The organism is Flavobacterium sp. 25HG05S-40 (assembly GCF_052654735.1).
Genome location: NZ_CP199750.1, coordinates 3,002,866 through 3,022,557, shown reverse-complemented (window position 1 = coordinate 3,022,557; position 19,692 = coordinate 3,002,866). Strand labels below are relative to the sequence as shown.

Below are 19,692 nucleotides of genomic sequence, written 5' to 3'. Positions count from 1 at the left end.
ACTATAATAAAACCTGACAGGAAATCCTGTCAGGTTTTATATTTATAATAAGCACCACTCAGTTGAACTTTAAGTTTTATAGTGTGTTGTAAGATAATAAGAAAGGTAGTATATAAACTTGCTCTTATTTAATCTTCGTCTTCGTCCTCTTCTTCTTCCTCGAGCAAACCGGCAAAGAGCAAACGCAAGCCCTCAACATCGATGTTGCAAAATTGTTGCAATTCATCTAGTGTTCCGTGTTCAATGAAATAATCGGGAACACCACAAAGGAAGATTTCGTTTACGTAATCATTTTTGGCAGCAAATTCAAGAACGGCACTTCCAAAACCTCCTGTAGTTACACCATCTTCTACAGTGATTATAGTCGAAAACTTATCACAGATTTTATGCAATTTTTTTTCATCCAAAGGTTTCACAAAACCAAAATGATAATGTGCAAAATGACCTTCGTCTTCCATATCAGCTAAAGCTGCCGTTACATTATCGGCAATAGTTCCTGTAGAAAGTATGGCTACTTTTTTTCCCTTTTTAAGCTTTTTGGATTTCCCGATTTCGATCTTTTGAAAGTCAGTTGGGGATTTCCAATCGGCATTTTTCCCTCGACCACGCGGATAGCGAATCGCAATTGGGTGTTTCAATCCCAAAGAAGCGGTATACAGCATATTTTGCAATTCCATTTCATCTTTTGGGGCATAAATAATCATATTCGGAAGGCAGCGCAGATAGGCAATGTCAAATACTCCGTGGTGTGTGGCGCCATCTTCACCAACCAATCCAGCTCTGTCAAGACAAAAAATAACAGGTAAGTTTTGTAAAGCCACGTCATGTATCACTTGGTCATAAGCACGTTGTAAAAAAGTAGAATAAATATTGCAGAAAACTACCATGCCTTGTGTTGCCATTCCAGCCGAAAGAGTCACCGCATGTTGCTCGGCAATACCGACATCAAAAGCTCTTTTCGGAAAAGCGTCCATCATGAATTTCATAGAACTCCCACTAGGCATGGCCGGAGTGATTCCAATAATCTTTTCATTGTTTTTGGCCAATTCAACTAAAGTAAGTCCAAATACATCCTGAAATTTTGGAGGAAGATTTTCTTCGGATTTCTGATGTATTTCTCCGGTTGCAGCATCAAATTTCCCGGGAGCATGATATTTCACCTGATCTTCTTCGGCTTGCTGTAAACCTTTGCCTTTGGTAGTGATAATATGTAAAAATTTAGGGCCTTTTACTTTTTTCAGCCGTTCCAGTTCTCGAATTAATACTTCAATATCATGACCGTCAATAGGTCCCGAATAATCAAAGTTCAGCGACTTAATCATGTTATTCTGTTTCGGATTTTTACCCTCTTTAACAGCAGTGAGATAGTTTTTCAATGCGCCAACACTTGGATCAATTCCGATAGCATTATCATTTAAAATTACCAATAAATCGGCATCGGTTACTCCGGCATGATTCAACCCTTCAAATGCCATTCCGCTTGCGATAGAAGCATCGCCAATCACAGCAATGTGATGTTTATTTTCACCTTTCAATTGAGACGCAATCGCCATTCCTAAAGCAGCCGAAATAGAAGTAGAGGAATGACCAACACCAAAAGTATCATAGACACTTTCACTGCGTTTTGGAAAACCAGAAATACCGCCAAGTTGTCTGTTGGTGTCGAATTTTTTTCTGCGTTCAGTTAAGATTTTATGTCCGTATGCCTGATGACCCACATCCCAAACGAGCAAATCATTCGGAGTGTCAAATACATAATGTAAAGCAATCGTCAATTCCACCACACCTAATGATGCGCCAAGATGGCCTTCTTTTACGGATACAATATCGATGATAAAATCACGCAGTTCTTTGGCCAATTCAGGCAATTGCGAAAGTTCTAATTTTCGTAAATCCTTCGGATTATTGATGTGTTCAAGCAATTTTTTTGACATAAGGCAAATGTACGAATTGAAATTGTATTTTTGTTTTATGGAAAACCCTTTCACCGATGAATACTTCATGAAAAAAGCTTTGCAAGAAGCGGAAGCAGCTTTTGATAAAGGTGAAATTCCGGTTGGTGCTGTAATTGTAATCGATAACAAAATCATTGCCAGAACCCACAATCTTACTGAGATGCTCAATGATGTAACCGCTCATGCCGAAATGCAGGCCATTACTTCGGCGGCGAATTTCATTGGCGGAAAATATTTAAAAGGGTGTACTTTATACGTTACACTTGAGCCGTGTCAAATGTGTGCGGGAGCGTTGTATTGGAGTCAGATTTCCAAAATTGTTTTTGGCGCTACTGATGAGCAACGTGGTTTTGAAACTTTAGGCACTATGATTCATCCAAAAACCCAAGTGGTTAAAGGTGTTTTAGCTCAGGAAGCTTCCGATTTGATGGTGCGCTTTTTTGCTTCTAAGCGCAAATAATTTTACAGGAAAAATATTCCAAAAAAATAGTTTCAAACGTAAATAATATTATACTAATTTTAGCGTTCTATAGCTAATTGGAAAAAAATTTCCAAGGAATAAGTTCTAACAAATAATTCATTTACAACCATGAAAACCAGCAAGATGTTTGCCTTGTTTGTTGCCATTTTTTTATGGCAATCCTGTACAAAAAAATCGGCTTTCGATTTTGATTCTGACCCCTCTCTTTTTAAAGAATACATTACAGGATTTTCATCGGGTTTCGTCTCGGTCCATTCTGACATCAGAGTGCAACTTGCTTTCAACAAAAGCGACTGGAAACCCAATCAGGAATTAGACGATGATTTATTTGATATTTCTCCGAGCGTTAGCGGAAAAGTTATAGCGCTTTCTAACAATACTATTGCCTTTGTCCCAAAAGAAAAACTGGATCAAAATACCTTGTATCAAATCACGTTACATCTTTCGCAAATCACCAATAAGGTTCCAAAGGAATTAGCGGATTTTAATTTTTCGGTAAAAACCATCAAGCAGGATTTTATTGTAAACACTCAGGATTTACAATCCTACAACAAAGAGTGGTATTATTTAAACGGAACCTTAAAAACAGCCGACAATCTCAGTTTTGAGGAAGCTCAAAAAATCATTGAAGCTACCCAAAACAGTAACGATTTAAAAATAAAATTCGATAAAGCAACCAGCACCAAAACCGAATTCAAGTTCATGATTGATAGTATTCAGCGATTTGAAAATGACAGTAAGATTACTATTGCTTGGGATGGTGATGATGTTGATATTGATCAAAAAGGCAGCGTAGATTTTCCAATTCCGGGTCAAAATCAATTCAAAGTATTGACGATTCAGGTTGGAGATGCCAATAATCAATCGGTGCTAATTAACTTTTCAGACCCATTGAAAAAAGATCAGGATTTTAAAGGGCTTGTGTCTATTGAAAACACCAATAATCTGAAGTTTTCCACTATGGGGAATGTACTCAAAGTGTTTTATGATAAAGAACCCGCTTCCTCTGTAGATAAAGGAACTTCCAATACATCGGTTGCTGTTGAAGCAGCAGTTGACACCACCGCGGTAGTTGTAGACACGGCAGCCATTGCAGTTGATGTAGCGGAGGTAACTACAGTTGCCACAGCCATTGAACAATCTTTCTCCGGAAGCAAATTGGTTGAGGTTTTTCAAGGAATTGAAAGTATTGATGGCTTCAAAATGAAGCATAACTATTCAGAAAAACTATCGTTTGACCAAATAAAACCGGGTGTTAAGTTTTTGAAAAGTGGTACCATTTTGCCAAGTTCCAATAATTTAAAAATCAATTTTGAAGCTGCCAACCTGAATGCTGTGGATGTCAAAATCTATAAAATTTACAAAAACAACATCATGCAGTTTCTGCAGGACAACGAACTTAACGGAACCCGCAATCTGCGACAAGTAAGTCAGGCTGTAGCCAAATCCACCATTCCGCTGAAACAGAATAATCTTCTAGATTATTCCCGATGGAATACGTATGCCTTGGACATTTCCAAAATCATCAAACCAGAACCGGGAGCTATTTATCGGGTTGAATTCTCCTATAAAAAGAAGTACTCGCTGTACAAATGCACCACAGCTTCAACAACTTCTGAAAGCGAGGAAGAAGAGGAAGAGGTTGACGAAAATGATGTCAATTACAGCGGAAGTGATTATGATTACTATTATGAAAGGGATTATGAATGGAGAGAAACCGAAGATCCTTGCACCGATTATTATTTCTACAATACCAAGTTAGGAACGAATATCCTCGCTACTGATTTGGGAGTCATCGCCAAAAGAGGTTCCGATAAATCAGTAGTGATAGCCGTTAGTAATATTGTTTCTACCGACCCTATTTCCGGTGCTTGCGTTGATTTATACAATTACCAACAGCAAAAAATTGCTACTTCCAATACGGATGGAGACGGAATGGCATCGTTTCAATTAGAAAAATTTGCCTATTTCGCCATAGTGACCAAAGGTGGCCAAAGTACCTATGTGAAGTTGGACGACGAACTTTCCTTATCGGTAAGTAATTTTGATGTTTCGGGTGACACGTTACAAAAAGGACTAAAAGGATATTTATATGGAGAACGCGGCGTTTGGCGTCCGGGCGATACGTTGTTTTTATCATTCATTTTGAATGATAATGCGAATAAATTGCCTGCATCACATCCAGTAAAATTAAAACTAAATGATCCTAGGGGAAAAACCGTCTATCAATCATTACAAAAGCTGAACGAACTCAATCATTACAAATTTGTAGTACAAACAGACGACAGCGCACCAACCGGAAATTGGGAAGCAGTGGTAAGCATTGGCGGCGCCCGTTTTTACAAAAGCATCAAGATTGAAACCATTAAGCCAAACCGCTTAAAAATTAAAAATAGCTTTAACGAACCCATACTTTCTGCGAGCAAAAACAATGTCAACAACATCCAGGTTTTATGGCTTCACGGTGCTGTTGGTAAGGACTTGAAAACGGAAGTTCAGGCTAAATTCTCGCAACAGAGTACCACTTTCAAAGGCTATGACAAGTATGTTTTTGACGACCCAACCCGAAGTTTTTCTACAGAGGAAGTCAATATCTTCTCCGGAAAAGTAGACGGAAATGGTAGAGCATCCATACCAATCAAACCCAATATTCAGGGACAAGCTCCGGGAATGTTGCGCGCTGCCTTTATCACAAAAGTATATGAAAACGGAGGTGATGTTAGTACCGATGTGTCTTCGACTTCGTATTCTCCTTATGTAACTTATGTGGGTGTAAAATCGCCTGAACCCAACAAATACGGTATGATTGAAACCGGAAGAAACAATCGTTTTGATATCGTTACTGTCGGTGAAAACGGAAGACCAAAATCAGGAAAAAGATTGGATGTTCGTGTTTATAAATTAGAATCACGCTGGTGGTGGGATGCTTCCAATGATGATTTGTCGAGTTACAATACTGCCAATGCTACCATAGCTTATAAAAACTTTGTAGTGGTCACAGATACATCCGGAAAAGCAAATGTTTCGTTTACTGTAAAAGATGAAGAATGGGGGAATTATTTAATCCGTGTTTCCGATCCCACCGACGGTCATGCAACCGGAACCAAAGTCTATATCGATATGCCGTATTGGTCGGCCAAGTCCAGAAATACCGATGGTGAGTCGGCCACGATGCTGAAGTTCTCCACCGATAAAAGCGACTATGCCGTTGGCGATAAAGCCAAAATATTCTTCCCGTCAAGCGAAGGTGGAAGAGCGTTAATCTCTGTCGAAAACGGAACGAAAGTGCTCAAAACCCTTTGGGCCAAAACCAAAAAAGGAGAAACAACAGTCGAGTTGCCTATCACCGGTGATATGGCTCCGAATGTGTACATCAACATCTCCCTTTTACAACCACACGCCTCCACCAAAAACGATTCACCCATCCGAATGTATGGTGTTGTGCCGATTGGTGTAGTAGATAAAAGCACGGTCTTAGAACCACAACTCAGCATGCCCGATGTGCTTCGCCCAGAGCAAACAGTCAACGTAAAAGTATCAGAGAAACAAGGCAAAAAAATGACCTATACCATTGCAGTTGTTGATGAAGGCTTATTAGATTTAACCCGTTTCAAAACGCCAAATGCCTGGGATAGTTTCTACACTCGCGAAGCTTTGGGTGTGCGTACTTGGGATATTTACGATGATGTTATTGGCGCTTATGGCGGAAAAGTAAATCAGGTCTTCAGTATTGGTGGTGACGCGGATTCCGGTGGTGGAAAAGCCAAAAAAGCCAATCGTTTCAAACCGGTAGTGCTGTATTACGGTCCATTTGAATTGGGCAAAGGCGAAAGCAAAATCACTAAGATCACCTTACCGAAATACATCGGTTCTGTCCGAACGATGGTGGTTGCTGCTGATGCTACAACCAGTGCTTACGGTATGGCAGAAAAAGCGACTCAGGTTAAAAGTCCGTTAATGATTTTGGCTTCGTTACCGAGAAAAATTTCACCATCTGAAAAAGTAACGATTCCGGTAACCTTGTTTGCCACCGAAAAGCACATCAAAAATGTAACCTTACAAATCAAACCCAACAGCAAGGTTAGAGTAGTTGGAAGTTCGAGTCAAATCGTAAAATTCACCGAGCCGGATGAGAAAATGGCGTATTTCAATTTAGAAGTGGGCAACAGCCTCGGCGTGGGTAAAATTGACATCATTGCGACAAGCGGAAAAGAAAAATCTACCTATTCGGTTGAGATTGATGTGACCAATCCGAATCCGGTTACTAATGCGTATTCAGATGTGATGATTGAGCCGAATAGTATCAAAACCATAAGCTGGAAAACCTTTGGTGTAGGCGGAAGCAATAAAGCTAAAATCGAAGTTTCCTCAGTGCCGACAGTTGATTTCGGTCGCCGTTTGGATTATCTGATTCAGTATCCTCACGGTTGTGTGGAGCAAACTACTTCGTCTGTTTTTCCACAATTATACCTAACGGATATCATGGATTTGGATGCGGTGCGCAAGCAAAACATCCAGAAAAATGTAACCGCTGCCATTCAGAAATTGGGCAATTTCCAGGTCGCTAATGGTGGTTTTGCCTACTGGCAGGGAATGACCGAAGCCGATGATTGGGGAAGTTCGTATGCGGGTCACTTCCTGATTGAAGCCGAGAAAAAAGGGTATGTATTACCCATCAGTTTCAAGTCGAAATGGATTTCCTACCAACAAAAAATGGCAAAACAATGGCGTTTCGAAAAACAGTATTTCAACGACATGGCGCAGGCTTATCGACTGTATACCTTAGCGCTGGCAGGTTCAGCCGATTTAGCCTCGATGAACAGATTACGGGAAACAGTAGGCATTTCTAACGAAAGTAAACTACGTTTGGCCGCTACGTATGCCTTGGTAAAACAAAACGCAGCCGGATTGGCATTATTGAGCAAATCGTCTATCGATGAGCAAAATTATGACGAAAGCTATTACTACTATTACTACGGTTCTCCTGACAGAAACAGAGCCATGGCGTTAGAAACGTTGATTTTATTAGGTCAAAAACAAAAAGCCTTTGCCATGGCAACCAAATTGGCGAAAAACATGTCAAGCAACAAATGGATGAGCACACAAACCACCGCTTATGGCTTGTATGCGATGTCAAAATTTGCAAAATCAAACGGAAGCTCCGGAGTTTCGGTTCAGTATACTAATGCCGGCAAACCGGTTGTTATCAATACCAACAAAACCGTTGCGCAAAGAGATTTGACAGTGAAAGGCGGCAACAATGCGATTACCATCAAAAATAATAAGAACAATACGCTGTTTGTCCGAGTGCTGAATAGCGGTATTCTTCCGGTGGGTTCTGAAAAACCGATGTCGAATAATTTATCTGCGAGTGTGATTTTTAAAGACAGAAAAGGCAAAGCTATTTCAGTAACCAAAATTGCTCAGGGAACCGAATTTTATGCCGAAGTTACCCTAACCAACCGCAAAAATGAGTGGGTAGACAATATCGCTTTGACGCAAATTCTGCCTTCAGGTTTCGAAATTGTCAACACGCGTTACACCGATTTTGGTGATGCGACCAGCAATGTTGCCGATTATATCGATATTCGGGACGACAGAGCGAACTATTATTTCAACCTAAAAGCCAGTGAAACCCGCAAATTCAAAATCCTGTTGAACGCTTCTTATTTGGGCAAATATTATTTACCCGGCTTGCAATGCGAAGCGATGTATGACAATGATTTCTTGGCAAGAACCAAGGGACAATGGGTTGAGGTAGTGAAGTAAAGAATCAGGAGCGAATGGCTCGGGATCTATCAGTAAACTGTATTCCCGCCATTCGCTCCAATTTTTTCGTCAGTTCGAGTGTCCGCAACAGCGGATGTATCGAGAACACGAAAAAGATTTCCACTACTGTCGGGGCTAATTAGTAAACCATTTGATTTTTTGCAATCGTGAAAACAAAACTCCTAGCGTTATGGCAACGCTTTGTAAACTATATCAAACGCAACCCAAAGAAATCGGCTCTCGTCTTTCTTCTTTTACTTGTGTATTATTTCTCGCTACCACGAACACTTTTCGACGAACCATATTCAACGGTTATCGAAAGCAGTGACGGCGAATTATTAGCAGCCAAAATTGCCCGCGATGGTCAATGGCGGTTTCCGGCCAAAGACAGCGTTCCTGATAAGTTTAAAAAATGTATCGTTTATTTTGAAGACGAACATTTCTATCAGCATTTCGGGTTCAATCCGGTGGCGATGGTCAAGGCAGTTCAAGAAAACAACAGAGCAGGAAGAGTCGTTCGTGGCGGCAGTACCTTAACCCAACAAGTCATCCGATTATCGCGCAAAAACAAAAAAAGAACCTATTTCGAAAAGGGGATTGAAATGATTTTGGCCACGCGCTTGGAGTTTCGTCATTCCAAAGAAAAGATTCTGGAGTTGTATGCCGCTCACGCTCCATATGGCGGTAACGTCGTTGGTTTAGAAATGGCTTCGTGGCGTTATTTTGGAGTGCAGTCGCATCAATTGTCTTGGGCAGAAAGTGCTACGTTGGCGGTATTGCCCAATGCGCCAAGCCTGATTTATCCGGGAAAGAATCAAATCAAATTACTGAAAAAGCGCAACGGATTATTATTGAAATTGTATCACGAAAAGATAATCGATAAGTTAACGTATCAATTATCCATTAACGAGCCCTTGCCTCAAAAACCGTATTTGGTGCCGCAAATCGCGCCTCATCTGCTACAGCGTGCCGCCAAAACCGATGAAGGCAAACGCATCAAAACGACCATTGATATCTCACTGCAGAATCGGGTGAATCAGATAGCGGCGCAGTATTACCATCAGTACAAACAAAATGAAGTCCATAATTTGGCCGTGATTGTCATCGATATTCAAAACCGAAACATTATCAGTTATGTTGGCAATGCACCAACGGATAAAGACCACGACAAAGATGTTGATATTATCTCAGCACCACGAAGCACCGGAAGTATTTTAAAACCGCTTTTATTCGCTTCGATGCTCGATGAAGGCGAACTCCTGCCCAATACATTGGTGGCTGATATTCCGACGCAGATTTCTGGCTACACACCGCAGAATTTTAATCTCACTTTTGACGGAGCAGTTCCTGCACAACGGGCGTTGTCACGTTCGCTGAACATTCCGGCTGTACTGATGCTGCAGGAACATGGTGTTCATAATTTTTATGAATTGATGCAGAAATTCAAACTCAAAAACATCAATAAGCATCCCGATCATTATGGCTTATCGTTGATTTTGGGTGGAGCTGAAAGCAATCTGTGGGATTTGTGCCGAACCTATACCAACTTATCATCAACGGTCAATTATTTCAATGCTTCGGATGGAAAATACCGAACCAAAGAATTTGCTGAACTGAATTACGTAAACGGATTTGAACAAGATTATGGCGAAGACAGTTTTCAAAAGACCATCTTAGGAGCAGGTTCTATTTACTTAACCTATAACGCCATGAAAGAAGTCAACCGTCCCGAAGGGGATGAAGCCTGGAAGTTTTACGACTCTTCATTGGAATTAGCTTGGAAAACCGGAACCAGTTTCGGGAACCGTGATGCTTGGGCCATTGGAACAAATTCAAGATATGTGGTGGGCGTTTGGGTCGGTAATGCTAGCGGAGAAGGAAGACCCGAGTTAACCGGAGTAGGAAGTGCAGCACCGATTTTATTTGATGTATTTAATTTGTTACCAAAGAAACGATGGTTTCAAACGCCTTTAAACGATTTAGTTTATGCTGAGGTATGTACTTCCAGCGGTCATTTGGCTCAAGATGATTGCCCCAAAACCAAACAATTGGTCAACCGAAAAGGGCTAAAAACTTCTGTGTGTGCCTATCATAAATTGGTGCATTTGGACGCTACGGAGCAATACCGTGTCAACAGCAGTTGTGAAAATGTAGACAACATCAAAACTAAAAAATGGTTTGTACTGCCGCCCGTGATGGAGTGGTATTACAAAAGTCTGCACATAGATTACAAACCCTTACCGCCTTATAGAGACGACTGCCAGCAAAACCAGCAGCCTTCTATGGATTTTATTTATCCTAAAAAGAATAGCAAAATCTATCTGGCTAAAGATTTTAATAGTAAGGTGCAGCCCGTGATTCTAAAAGTGGCACATTCCAATAAAGAAGCCAAGTTATATTGGTATGTAGATAATGTCTACAAAGGCACGACCCAAACCTTCCACGAAATGCCTATAGAACCCGAAACCGGAGTGCATTACATTACCGTAGAAGATGAGTATGGAAACGACATTAAGAGGAAGATTGAGATTATTAAGGATTAAAAAAGTTCTCCCGTTAATCACAGGAGAACTTTATGGTTATCGAACCGCCGTGTAGCTGATCGGTAACTATGAATAGTGCCGACGTTAGGTTATTACATGTACGAAGGGATTGAAAATACATGCCCTGTTACAGCCTCCTCGACGAACTGACATCCCTCGTCTTCGTATCGACAACATTACAAAACTACTTTACAATAGGATGAAATAAGTTATACAATTTTATTTTAAAGTTGTACTATACGCGGTAATTGGACGGGATGATTCAAACCTTTGACGGAATACCTATTTAACCCAAAACCGGAATTCATTACATTACCGAAGAAGATGAACATGGGAATGATATCATGAGGAAGGTTGCGATAATAAAGGTTAATTCTAGCCCGGATTGCAATGGCATCCTTTTGACTCGTTCTCAAAACGAGACAAAAGATATAATGGAAAGCCGGAAAAGCTACAAATAAAAAAACCGCCTATCTTTAGAAAAGCGGTTTTAGTAGTCTTTTTAATTTTAGCATTATTCTTTCACAAACTTGGCACTTGCGGTTCCTTTATCGCTAATGATTTTGATAAAGTAGCTTCCTGATGTTAAGCCAGAAACATCAACCGTTTCAGAGGGATTGGTACTTACTTGTACAACTTGCCCTAGTGTATTATAGATACTCACAGAGCTTATTGCTACATCTTGTTTGACCGTTATGGTCAGGTAGTTTTTAGCAGGAACAGGTGAAAGGCTGTATATAGAGTTGAATTCAAATTCGTTACTTAATAGCGGATTGAAGACCGTAACCGAATTCGTAGCCGTTACTATAGGGGCGTTGTAGTCAAAATAAATACTTGCCGAATTGTTGATTACGTTTCCTGGAACTAGGGTTGGATGTGATTTGATTTTGAAGGCGACATAACCGTCATTGTTTGCATCGTCAAAAGGAAGATTGATGTTTTGGAAGATAAATTCCACCTTGTTCGTTGATGAAATTTTAGTTTCAAAAGTATGGCTTCCGCTCAAAGGGATTAAAGTATTGATGTCAAGTTTTGTGGTGTCGATGATGTCTTTTACCACAACATTCTCAGCATTGGCCGTACCGGTGTTTTCAAAACGAATGATGTAATGCAAGTACTTTCCAACTTCATAATCAGGTAGCAGCGCTCCTTCTACACAAGTCTTGTCATTCGGGTCAAAAGAGTTGACTATGGTTTGGGTTAAGTTAGAAATATTATCAGAAGGTGTTTCATCTGTTGTGCCCGAAATCGTAGCAGCATAAGTAATCAAGTTACCTGCATTTAGGGCCGGAGTTTCAAGAGGTGAATTAAGATTGAACGTTACAAGGATTTCCCTGCTTTCAAACGGATTTAAATTGCTAAAACTCCAGTTTAAGGTATTGGTTGCCTGACTCGTAAAGTTTGGAGTAGCAGAAACAAAATCTTCAATAGGGTCATAATAATCAAATGATACTGTTCCGCTTTGCGTTGAAGTTCCCTTATTTTTATAGATGATTTTATATTCAGCGTCAAATCCGGGACGAGCATTATCCAAAGGGAATATAGAAACCTCAAGGTCATTATGTGTTCCATTGGCTGTCAGGCAGAAGTTTTGGGTTCTAGGGCTGGCATTTGAGGGGAAAGTAACTGTTACTGTAGCCGGAGAAACTGTAAAATAACCAGGGTTTTCAAAAACTGGCGTAATGGTATGCGTCCCGGCCTGAACGGGAATCGAATAGTTACCACTAGTATTACCTATAAGCGAACCTACGGCATTAGCACTGCTGATCGTGAATCTTTGATTACTTCCAGAAGAATCGCTGTTGTCGCAGCCGTTAGCATTTCCGTCAAAGCGAGTAGCTCCCTGAATGGTATAAAAAGTGCCGCCTGGAGTAAAAGAACAATATGAATTGATAACGCAGTTACAATCTACGAAATCACCTTCATCGGCGCAAATATATATATTGGGATTGCCTGACATATTTAAATTCTGGTTGCGTCCGTTTTTTATAAAAAGAGAAGTCATCTGATTGTTTGTACAATCTATAAAGGAAAGTTCCGTTAAAGCATTGGTATCGAGTGAAGAGATGTGGTTACTCCCACAATATAAAGAGCTGAGATGAATACAATGGCTAACATCTAGGCTCGTCAATTGGTTTACACCACAGCTTAAAACCTGTAGATTTACCAAATTGCTGACGTTTAGATCTGAAATCTGATTGTTAGTACACCCCAAGTTAGTCAGGCTTGTCAAAGCGTTGAAATCATAATTGGAAAGATGGTTTGATCCGCAATTCAAATTGTCTAAAAGGGGAGTATTGGTTAAATTCAAAGTGGTAAGCTGGTTGCCTACACAGTTTAGATACTTAAGAACTGGAAAATTAGAAGCATCCAATGCTATAAGCTGGTTGATGGAACAATCTAAACTTTCGAGATTGTTCAAACCACTAATGTTTAAACTGGTAAGCTGGTTATAACCACAGTTCCCATATTTTAGATTGGGTAAAACGCTGAGGTCAAGATTTGATACATGATTATTATAACACGAAAAATAATATAGATTGGAGAAATTTTCGATTCCTGCAAGTGAAGTGATATTATTTCCGGTTACATTCAAACGGGTTACCATTAACGCTTCAGAGATCTGGATTTCACCATCATTATTGGCATCAATCTTAAAATACTGATAATTACCCTCAGGTCCTGTAGAAGCAATTGGGCTGCCAGCCGCTGAAGCCAAAAGTGCCGCTTTGAAATTCGCATCCGGGATATTTATAATCTGTGCGTTACTTGTTAAAACCGCAAGTAATAAAACTAAAAGGGAACAAATTTTTTTCATAAGAATGATTTGAATATCAAATATATAAAAAACTGTAAGGTAAAGTTGATTTCAAATGTAATAAACGCTTGTTGTTTAAACAAAAGCCCTAGCCCGGATTGCAATGACATCCTTTTTTAGGATTGGCTGGAGCTTTAGCGGAAGCACATCCTAAAAAAGATATAATGGAAAGCCGGAAATGCTTCTAATAAAAAAACCGCCAATCTTACGAAAGGCGGTCTTTTCTTTATTCTTTGATTTCCTTTCCTTCGTTATCGAAGAATCGGTACTCTAAATACGTGTAAGCGTCACGTGGTATGATTTTCACCCACTTTTTATGTTCAAAAAACCATTTTGAACGTAATGATGGAAAACCTTTTTTAAGGTATGCTGCCACAAATGGATGAACGTTTAGTTTCACTTTTTTATGGTCTTTTACAATTTTTTCGAGGGAGAAATTTATCTTGTCGATAATCTGGATAGGTGCATCTACATCACCGCTTAGATTGTTCGGATTTTCTTCCCTTGTTTCAATATTTACTTCTGGTCTTACGCGCTGACGTGTGATTTGGACTAATCCGAATTTACTTGGCGGTAAGATTTTGTGTTTGGCTTTATCATCGCTCATTTCATCCCGTAGGAAGTTGAACAACACTTGGCGATTGTCTGCATCTTTCATGTCGATAAAATCGACTACGATGATTCCACCCATATCTCTCAAACGTAATTGTCTGGCAATTTCTGCGGCGGCGATCATATTCACTTCCAAAGCAGTGTCTTCTTGGTTGTTGGCTTTGTTGGAACGGTTGCCGCTGTTCACGTCGATAACGTGAAGGGCTTCGGTATGTTCTATAATTAAATAGGCACCTTTGCTCATCGAAACGGTTCGGCCAAAAGAAGTCTTTATTTGTCGTTCAATATGGTATTTTTCAAACAATGGCGTGTCTTTGGATTGATAAAACTTAACAATTTTTTGTTTCTCGGGAGCTATTTCGGCTAAATAGTCCTTTGTTTCTTGATACAACTCTTCATCATCAATTTGAACACTGGTAAAAGTGTCGTTGAATACGTCTCGGAGTATAGAAGAGGCTTTGTTGAGCTCTCCTAACACCTTGGACGGATGATGTGCCGTTGGTAATTTTTTACTCATTGCAGTCCATCTATTCATTAAGTTCTGCAAATCTTTTTCTAATTCGGCTATGCTTTTGCCTTCTGCTACTGTTCTCACAATAACACCAAACCCCTTTTGTTTTACGGATTGTACGAGTTTTTTAAGACGGTCTTTTTCTTCTTTGGATTCTATTTTTTGCGAAACAGAAACGCGATCTGAAAAAGGCACTAAAACTAAAAATCGTCCGGCGAATGATAGCTCACAGCTTATTCTCGGACCTTTTGTAGAGATAGGTTCTTTTACTACTTGTACTAATATTGACTGGTTGGCGTTGAGAATATCTGCAACGGCTCCGTCTTTGTCAATTTCCTTCTCAAACTGGAAGTTTTTTAGGGAGAAATCTTTTAGTTTACCTGCGCTTACAAGTTTTATGAATTTCAAATAAGAAGCAAAATTGGGTCCCAAATCGTGATAATGTAAAAAGGCGTCTTTTTCGTAGCCTACATTTACAAAAGCAGCATTGAGTCCGGCCACAGGCTTTCTGATTTTAGCAATAAAAATATCGCCCACCTGAAAGTTGCTGGTTTCTTCTTGTTTGTGTAATTCAATTAGTTTTCCATCTTTTAATAAGGCAAAATCTACAGCGTCTTCACTAGATCTAATGATTAGTTCTTTATTCACTTTGTAAATTTTTATCCCGACTATTAGTCGAAAGTCAAAAGTCGAAAGTCAAAAGTTTTACAACTCATAACTCATAACTTATAACTCCTAACTGAATTGTAAGGATGGATTAAACATTTTAAACAGGTATTGTTTTACCCGGTGAAGTTTAGATCGTTAGATTGTTAGATTGTTAGATTGTTAGATATCTATCTAATCTTCTAATTTGTCTAAGAAGTCTAATTTGTCTATCCTTCCATTTCAATGAACGTTTTCTAAAAAAAGAAAAGTAGTTTAAAACTACTTTTTCTTTTTGTGTCGGTTAGCTCTCGCACGTTTTTTACGTTTGTGCGTCGCTACCTTATGTCTCTTTCTTTTTTTACCACTTGGCATACGTTGGTGATTTTGTGATTAATAAATAAGTTTATACTGCTACTTCAGTATTAGTTTTTATTGCTTCTACAAATACTTTTGCAGGTTTGAATGCAGGGATATTGTGTGCAGGAATCTTTATAGTCGTATTTTTAGAAATGTTTCTACCAGTTTTTTCGGCTCTTGTTTTGATGATAAAGCTACCAAAACCTCTCAAGTAAACATTATCTCCAGTTTCCAAAGACATTTTTACTTCTTCCATGAACGCTTCCACTACTGCTTGAACATCTCCTTTTTCAAGTCCTTTTTTCTCTGAAATCTTTGCTACGATATCTGCTTTCGTCATTTTCTTTCGTATTTAATATTATTATGTAATTTTTTTGAGGTTGCAAATATATGAATTAAAAAAACAATATTTCAAGCATAATCTATTAAAATTTAATAACATAAAGATTTATTTTTGCTAACCATAATTTAACTATGAATTTCTCTAAAACGCTTATTCAGTGGTATTTACAAAATAAACGTGATTTGCCATGGCGAAATACTACCCATCCTTACCCCATTTGGCTCTCCGAAATTATGCTGCAACAAACCCGAGTTGCTCAGGGATTGCCCTACTTTTTGCGATTTATTGAAGCTTTCCCCACTGTTTTTGATTTGGCTAAAGCCGATGAAGAACAAGTGTTGAAATTGTGGCAGGGTTTGGGGTATTATTCCAGAGCCAGAAACTTGCATAAAACGGCCCAACAAGTCGCTTTTGAATTGAATGGGGAATTTCCAAAGAGTTATGCTGAGTTATTGCATTTAAAAGGAGTAGGAGACTATACGGCGGCGGCCATTGCTTCCTTTGCCTACAATGAAAATGTTCCGGTTGTTGACGGAAATGTATATAGAGTTTTATCCCGTTATTTTGATGTGGAAACCGATATCGCATCCACCGGAGCTAAAAAAGAATTTATAGAGTTAGCTTCGGCTCTAATGCCCATAGGGAAAGCCAATATCTTTAATCAGGCCATAATGGAGTTTGGTGCTTTGCAGTGTGTTCCCAAAAATCCAGATTGCACCGTTTGTGTTTTTAAGGATAGTTGTCTGGCGCTACAAAAGAAAAAAGTAGCCGTGCTTCCAGTAAAAGAAAAGAAACTGAAAGTGACTAATCGTTATTTTCATTATTTGATTTTTTCAGATGACCAACAGCAAACAATAATCAGTAAAAGAACCCAAAAAGGAATTTGGCATAATCTGTATGAATTTCCTTTGTTAGAAACTGCTTCTCCCGAAACTGATGAAACGATTATTGACTTAATCAAAAATCAGACTTTTGTAGACAATGCCATTGAAGGAATAACATTGTATCCTTCTGAAACGATACGGCATAAGCTGTCACACCAACATTTGCATATTCAATTTTGGCAGGTCAAGGTTAAAGGAATTTTGGTCAACGGAATAGACTGTGAATCAGCTGCTAAATTTCCATTTCCGATTGTGATTTTCAATTTTATCGAAAAAGTTTGGCTATAAGTTTCAATTTTTTTAGTAAATTTGAAAGACTCGAGCAAATGCGACAGGTTTATAAAATAATTGCATTAAAAAGGTTGTAATGAATGGTACTTTAAATAAGGTCATGTTAATCGGTCATCTTGGTGACGATGTGAAGATGCACTATTTTGAAGGTGGAAATTGCATCGGCAGATTTCCTTTGGCCACTAATGAAGTATACATCAATAAGCAAACTAACGAAAAAATAACCTCTACAGAATGGCACAATCTTGTAGTGCGAAATAAAGCGGCCGAAATCTGCGAAAAATACTTGTCCAAAGGCGATAAAATTTTTGTAGAAGGCCGAATAAAGTCTCGTCAATGGCAAGCTGAAGACGGTTCGACCAAATACACCACCGAAATTCAGGTTACCGAGTTTACCTTTTTGACAACCAAAAAAGAAATAGAAGGTTTTAAATCAACTCAAAATTTAGAAACAAAAAACACTAATTTTGAAGCACCAAATTCGGTTGCGCCCGAAAACGATTTACCGTTTTGATATTGTTTAACTAATTTTCATGCTATTGGACCCTGAGCCCAGTTTTACTTTTCTTTCCAGTATTGACACCAACCTACTTTTAGGGAGTATCGGAATTGTTTTTCTGTTGATTTGTTCCGCTATGGTTTCCGCTGCTGAGGTAGCGTTGTTTTCACTTTCACAGAAAGATTTGAACGCTCTTGCCGAAGAAAATACGTCTAAAGCAAATCTAATTGCAAAATTATTACAACGTCCAAAGAAATTATTGGCAACGATATTAGTTGCGAATAACTTTAGTCATATTGGTGTGGTTATTATCTTTTCCTATAGCGCCAATTCTCTTTTTGAAAGTATTGCGTCACCCCTTTTAAAATTTATTGTCGAGGTAGTATTGGTTACCTTTCTCATTCTTTTATTTGGAGAAGTTTTACCCAAAATTTACGCCAGCAGAAATAATGTAAAATTTTCAAAGTTTGTGGCAACTCCAATTAATATTTTAGATAAATTACTTTCTCCTCTTAGTTTGCCGATGCGATCGGTCAGTGTTTTTTTGCATGAAAAATTGGGAAGACAAAAAACCAATATTTCAGTAGATCAGCTATCACAAGCTTTGGAATTGACATCAACAGAAGATACCACATCGGAAGAGCAGAAAATTTTGGAAGGCATTGTGTCTTTCGGAAATACCGATACCAAACAGGTTATGAGTCCTAGAATTGATATTTTTGCACTTGAAATAGAAGAATCCTTTTCAGAAATTTACGCCAAAATTGTAGACAAAGGCTATTCCAGAATTCCGGTTTACAGAGACAGTATTGATCACATTGAAGGCGTACTTTTTGTCAAAGATTTAATTCCGTATATCAATAAAAAGGATTTTGATTGGAATAAACTGATGCGCGAACCTTTTTTTGTGCCCGAGAACAAAAAGCTGGATGATTTGCTAAAGGAGTTTCAAAGCAAGAAAAGTCACTTAGCTATCGTAGTTGATGAGTATGGAGGAACGTCTGGTTTGGTTTCGTTAGAAGATGTAATTGAGGAAATTGTTGGTGATATTTCGGATGAGTTTGATGACGAAAATCTTAATTTTTCTCAAATTGATGATAAGAATTTCTTGTTTGAGGGTAAAATCAATCTTAAGGATTTTTATCGCATAGTAGATGTTGACGCAGAAGCTTTTGAGAGCAGTAAAGGAGAAGCAGAAACCTTAGCGGGATTTATATTGGAGATTCTTGGCAATTTCCCCAAAAAAGGTCAAAAAATTCCCTTTTCTAATGTGCGATTTGCGATTGAAGGAGTCGATAAAAAAAGAATAAAGCAAATAAAAGTAACCTTAGAATAATTTTAAAATGTCTAAAAAAATAATGGGTCTGTTGGCCGTTTTCTCCCTTTTGGTTTTTGCCATAAGCTGTAAAGATGAAGTATTGCCCAAACCATCTAGCCAGTTGCGATTAGATTATCCTGTGGCACAATATGTACATTACAGCGGACACTGTCCGTTTGAGTTTGATATGAATGAAGAGGCAGTCATCAAAGAAGATAAAAACTGCGGTTTTTCTATTCATTATCCAAAGATGAAAGCCACAATTTACCTGACTTATAAAACCGTCAATAGCAACATAAATGTTTTGCTCCGCGATGCACAGAAACTAACCTATGAGCATGTTATCAAAGCAGATGACATTTTGGAACAACCTTACGTCAACTCGGATAAAAAAGTATACGGAATGTTTTATCGTGTAAACGGAAATGCAGCAACCAATGGGCAGTTTTATGCTACAGATAGTATTCAGCATTTTGTAACAGGTTCGGTTTATTTTTATGCCAAACCCAAATACGATTCGATTATGCCGGCGGCGAGTTATGTCAAAGATGATATGCAAAGGCTGATGGAAACTATTAAGTGGACCCGAGGCCGTTAGGGCGAACGGAGCGAAGCTAAATAAAAAAAAGGAACTCATTGAGTTCCTTTTTTTATAACGTAAGC

General features: G+C 38.8%; 11 protein-coding genes. 7 read left to right on the top strand and 4 right to left on the bottom strand.

Annotated features, from left to right (window positions below; translation table 11 throughout):
• Positions 1–128 precede the first annotated feature (128 nt).
• On the bottom strand, positions 129–1,934 hold the full coding sequence (locus ACULEU_RS13145) for a 1-deoxy-D-xylulose-5-phosphate synthase (RefSeq protein ID WP_445453017.1): 1,806 nt from the start codon (positions 1,932–1,934) through the stop codon (positions 129–131).
• A gap of 37 nt (positions 1,935–1,971) precedes the next feature.
• Here ACULEU_RS13145 and ACULEU_RS13140 point away from each other — a divergent pair, with 37 nt between their 5' ends.
• The 3 genes from ACULEU_RS13140 to pbpC all read left to right on the top strand — a co-directional run bounded on the left by ACULEU_RS13140 (position 1,972) and on the right by pbpC (position 10,748).
• On the top strand, positions 1,972–2,415 hold the full coding sequence (locus tag ACULEU_RS13140; protein WP_445453016.1) for a nucleoside deaminase: 444 nt from the start codon (positions 1,972–1,974) through the stop codon (positions 2,413–2,415).
• Between the two features lie 129 nt (positions 2,416–2,544).
• Complete coding sequence (locus ACULEU_RS13135; RefSeq protein ID WP_445453015.1) at positions 2,545–8,205, top strand: alpha-2-macroglobulin family protein; 5,661 nt, start codon at positions 2,545–2,547, stop codon at positions 8,203–8,205.
• Positions 8,206–8,372: 167 nt separating this feature from the next.
• On the top strand, positions 8,373–10,748 hold the full coding sequence (pbpC, locus tag ACULEU_RS13130; protein ID WP_445453014.1) for a penicillin-binding protein 1C: 2,376 nt from the start codon (positions 8,373–8,375) through the stop codon (positions 10,746–10,748).
• 514 nt (positions 10,749–11,262) lie between these two features.
• On the opposite strand, the gene ACULEU_RS13125 is transcribed toward pbpC, so the two are convergent.
• From ACULEU_RS13125 to ACULEU_RS13115, 3 genes are all read right to left on the bottom strand, one after another.
• Positions 11,263–13,566, bottom strand: a complete 2,304-nt coding sequence (locus ACULEU_RS13125) for a DUF7619 domain-containing protein (protein WP_445453013.1) — start codon at positions 13,564–13,566, stop codon at positions 11,263–11,265.
• A 226-nt stretch (positions 13,567–13,792) separates the two neighbouring features.
• A complete protein-coding gene (locus ACULEU_RS13120; protein ID WP_445453012.1) occupies positions 13,793–15,337 on the bottom strand; it encodes an Rne/Rng family ribonuclease in 1,545 nt (514 codons plus the stop codon).
• 403 nt (positions 15,338–15,740) lie between these two features.
• The gene (locus tag ACULEU_RS13115; RefSeq protein ID WP_236463372.1) at positions 15,741–16,034 is read right to left on the bottom strand and encodes an HU family DNA-binding protein; all 294 of its coding nucleotides are present in this window, start codon (positions 16,032–16,034) and stop codon (positions 15,741–15,743) included.
• Between the two features lie 134 nt (positions 16,035–16,168).
• Here ACULEU_RS13115 and mutY point away from each other — a divergent pair, with 134 nt between their 5' ends.
• The 4 genes from mutY (at position 16,169) to gldD (ending at position 19,627) form a co-directional block, all read left to right on the top strand.
• Entirely contained in the window at positions 16,169–17,209 is a 1,041-nt protein-coding gene (gene mutY, locus ACULEU_RS13110) for an A/G-specific adenine glycosylase (RefSeq protein WP_445453011.1), read from the top strand.
• A gap of 79 nt (positions 17,210–17,288) precedes the next feature.
• Complete coding sequence (locus ACULEU_RS13105) at positions 17,289–17,726, top strand: single-stranded DNA-binding protein (protein ID WP_445453010.1); 438 nt, start codon at positions 17,289–17,291, stop codon at positions 17,724–17,726.
• 25 nt (positions 17,727–17,751) lie between these two features.
• Positions 17,752–19,047 carry a gliding motility-associated protein GldE gene (locus ACULEU_RS13100; protein ID WP_445454860.1) on the top strand — a complete coding sequence of 432 codons (1,296 nt, stop codon included), beginning with the start codon at positions 17,752–17,754 and terminating at the stop codon, positions 19,045–19,047.
• A 7-nt stretch (positions 19,048–19,054) separates the two neighbouring features.
• A complete protein-coding gene (gene gldD, locus ACULEU_RS13095; RefSeq protein WP_445453009.1) occupies positions 19,055–19,627 on the top strand; it encodes a gliding motility lipoprotein GldD in 573 nt (190 codons plus the stop codon).
• The last annotated feature ends 65 nt before the right edge of the window (positions 19,628–19,692 follow it).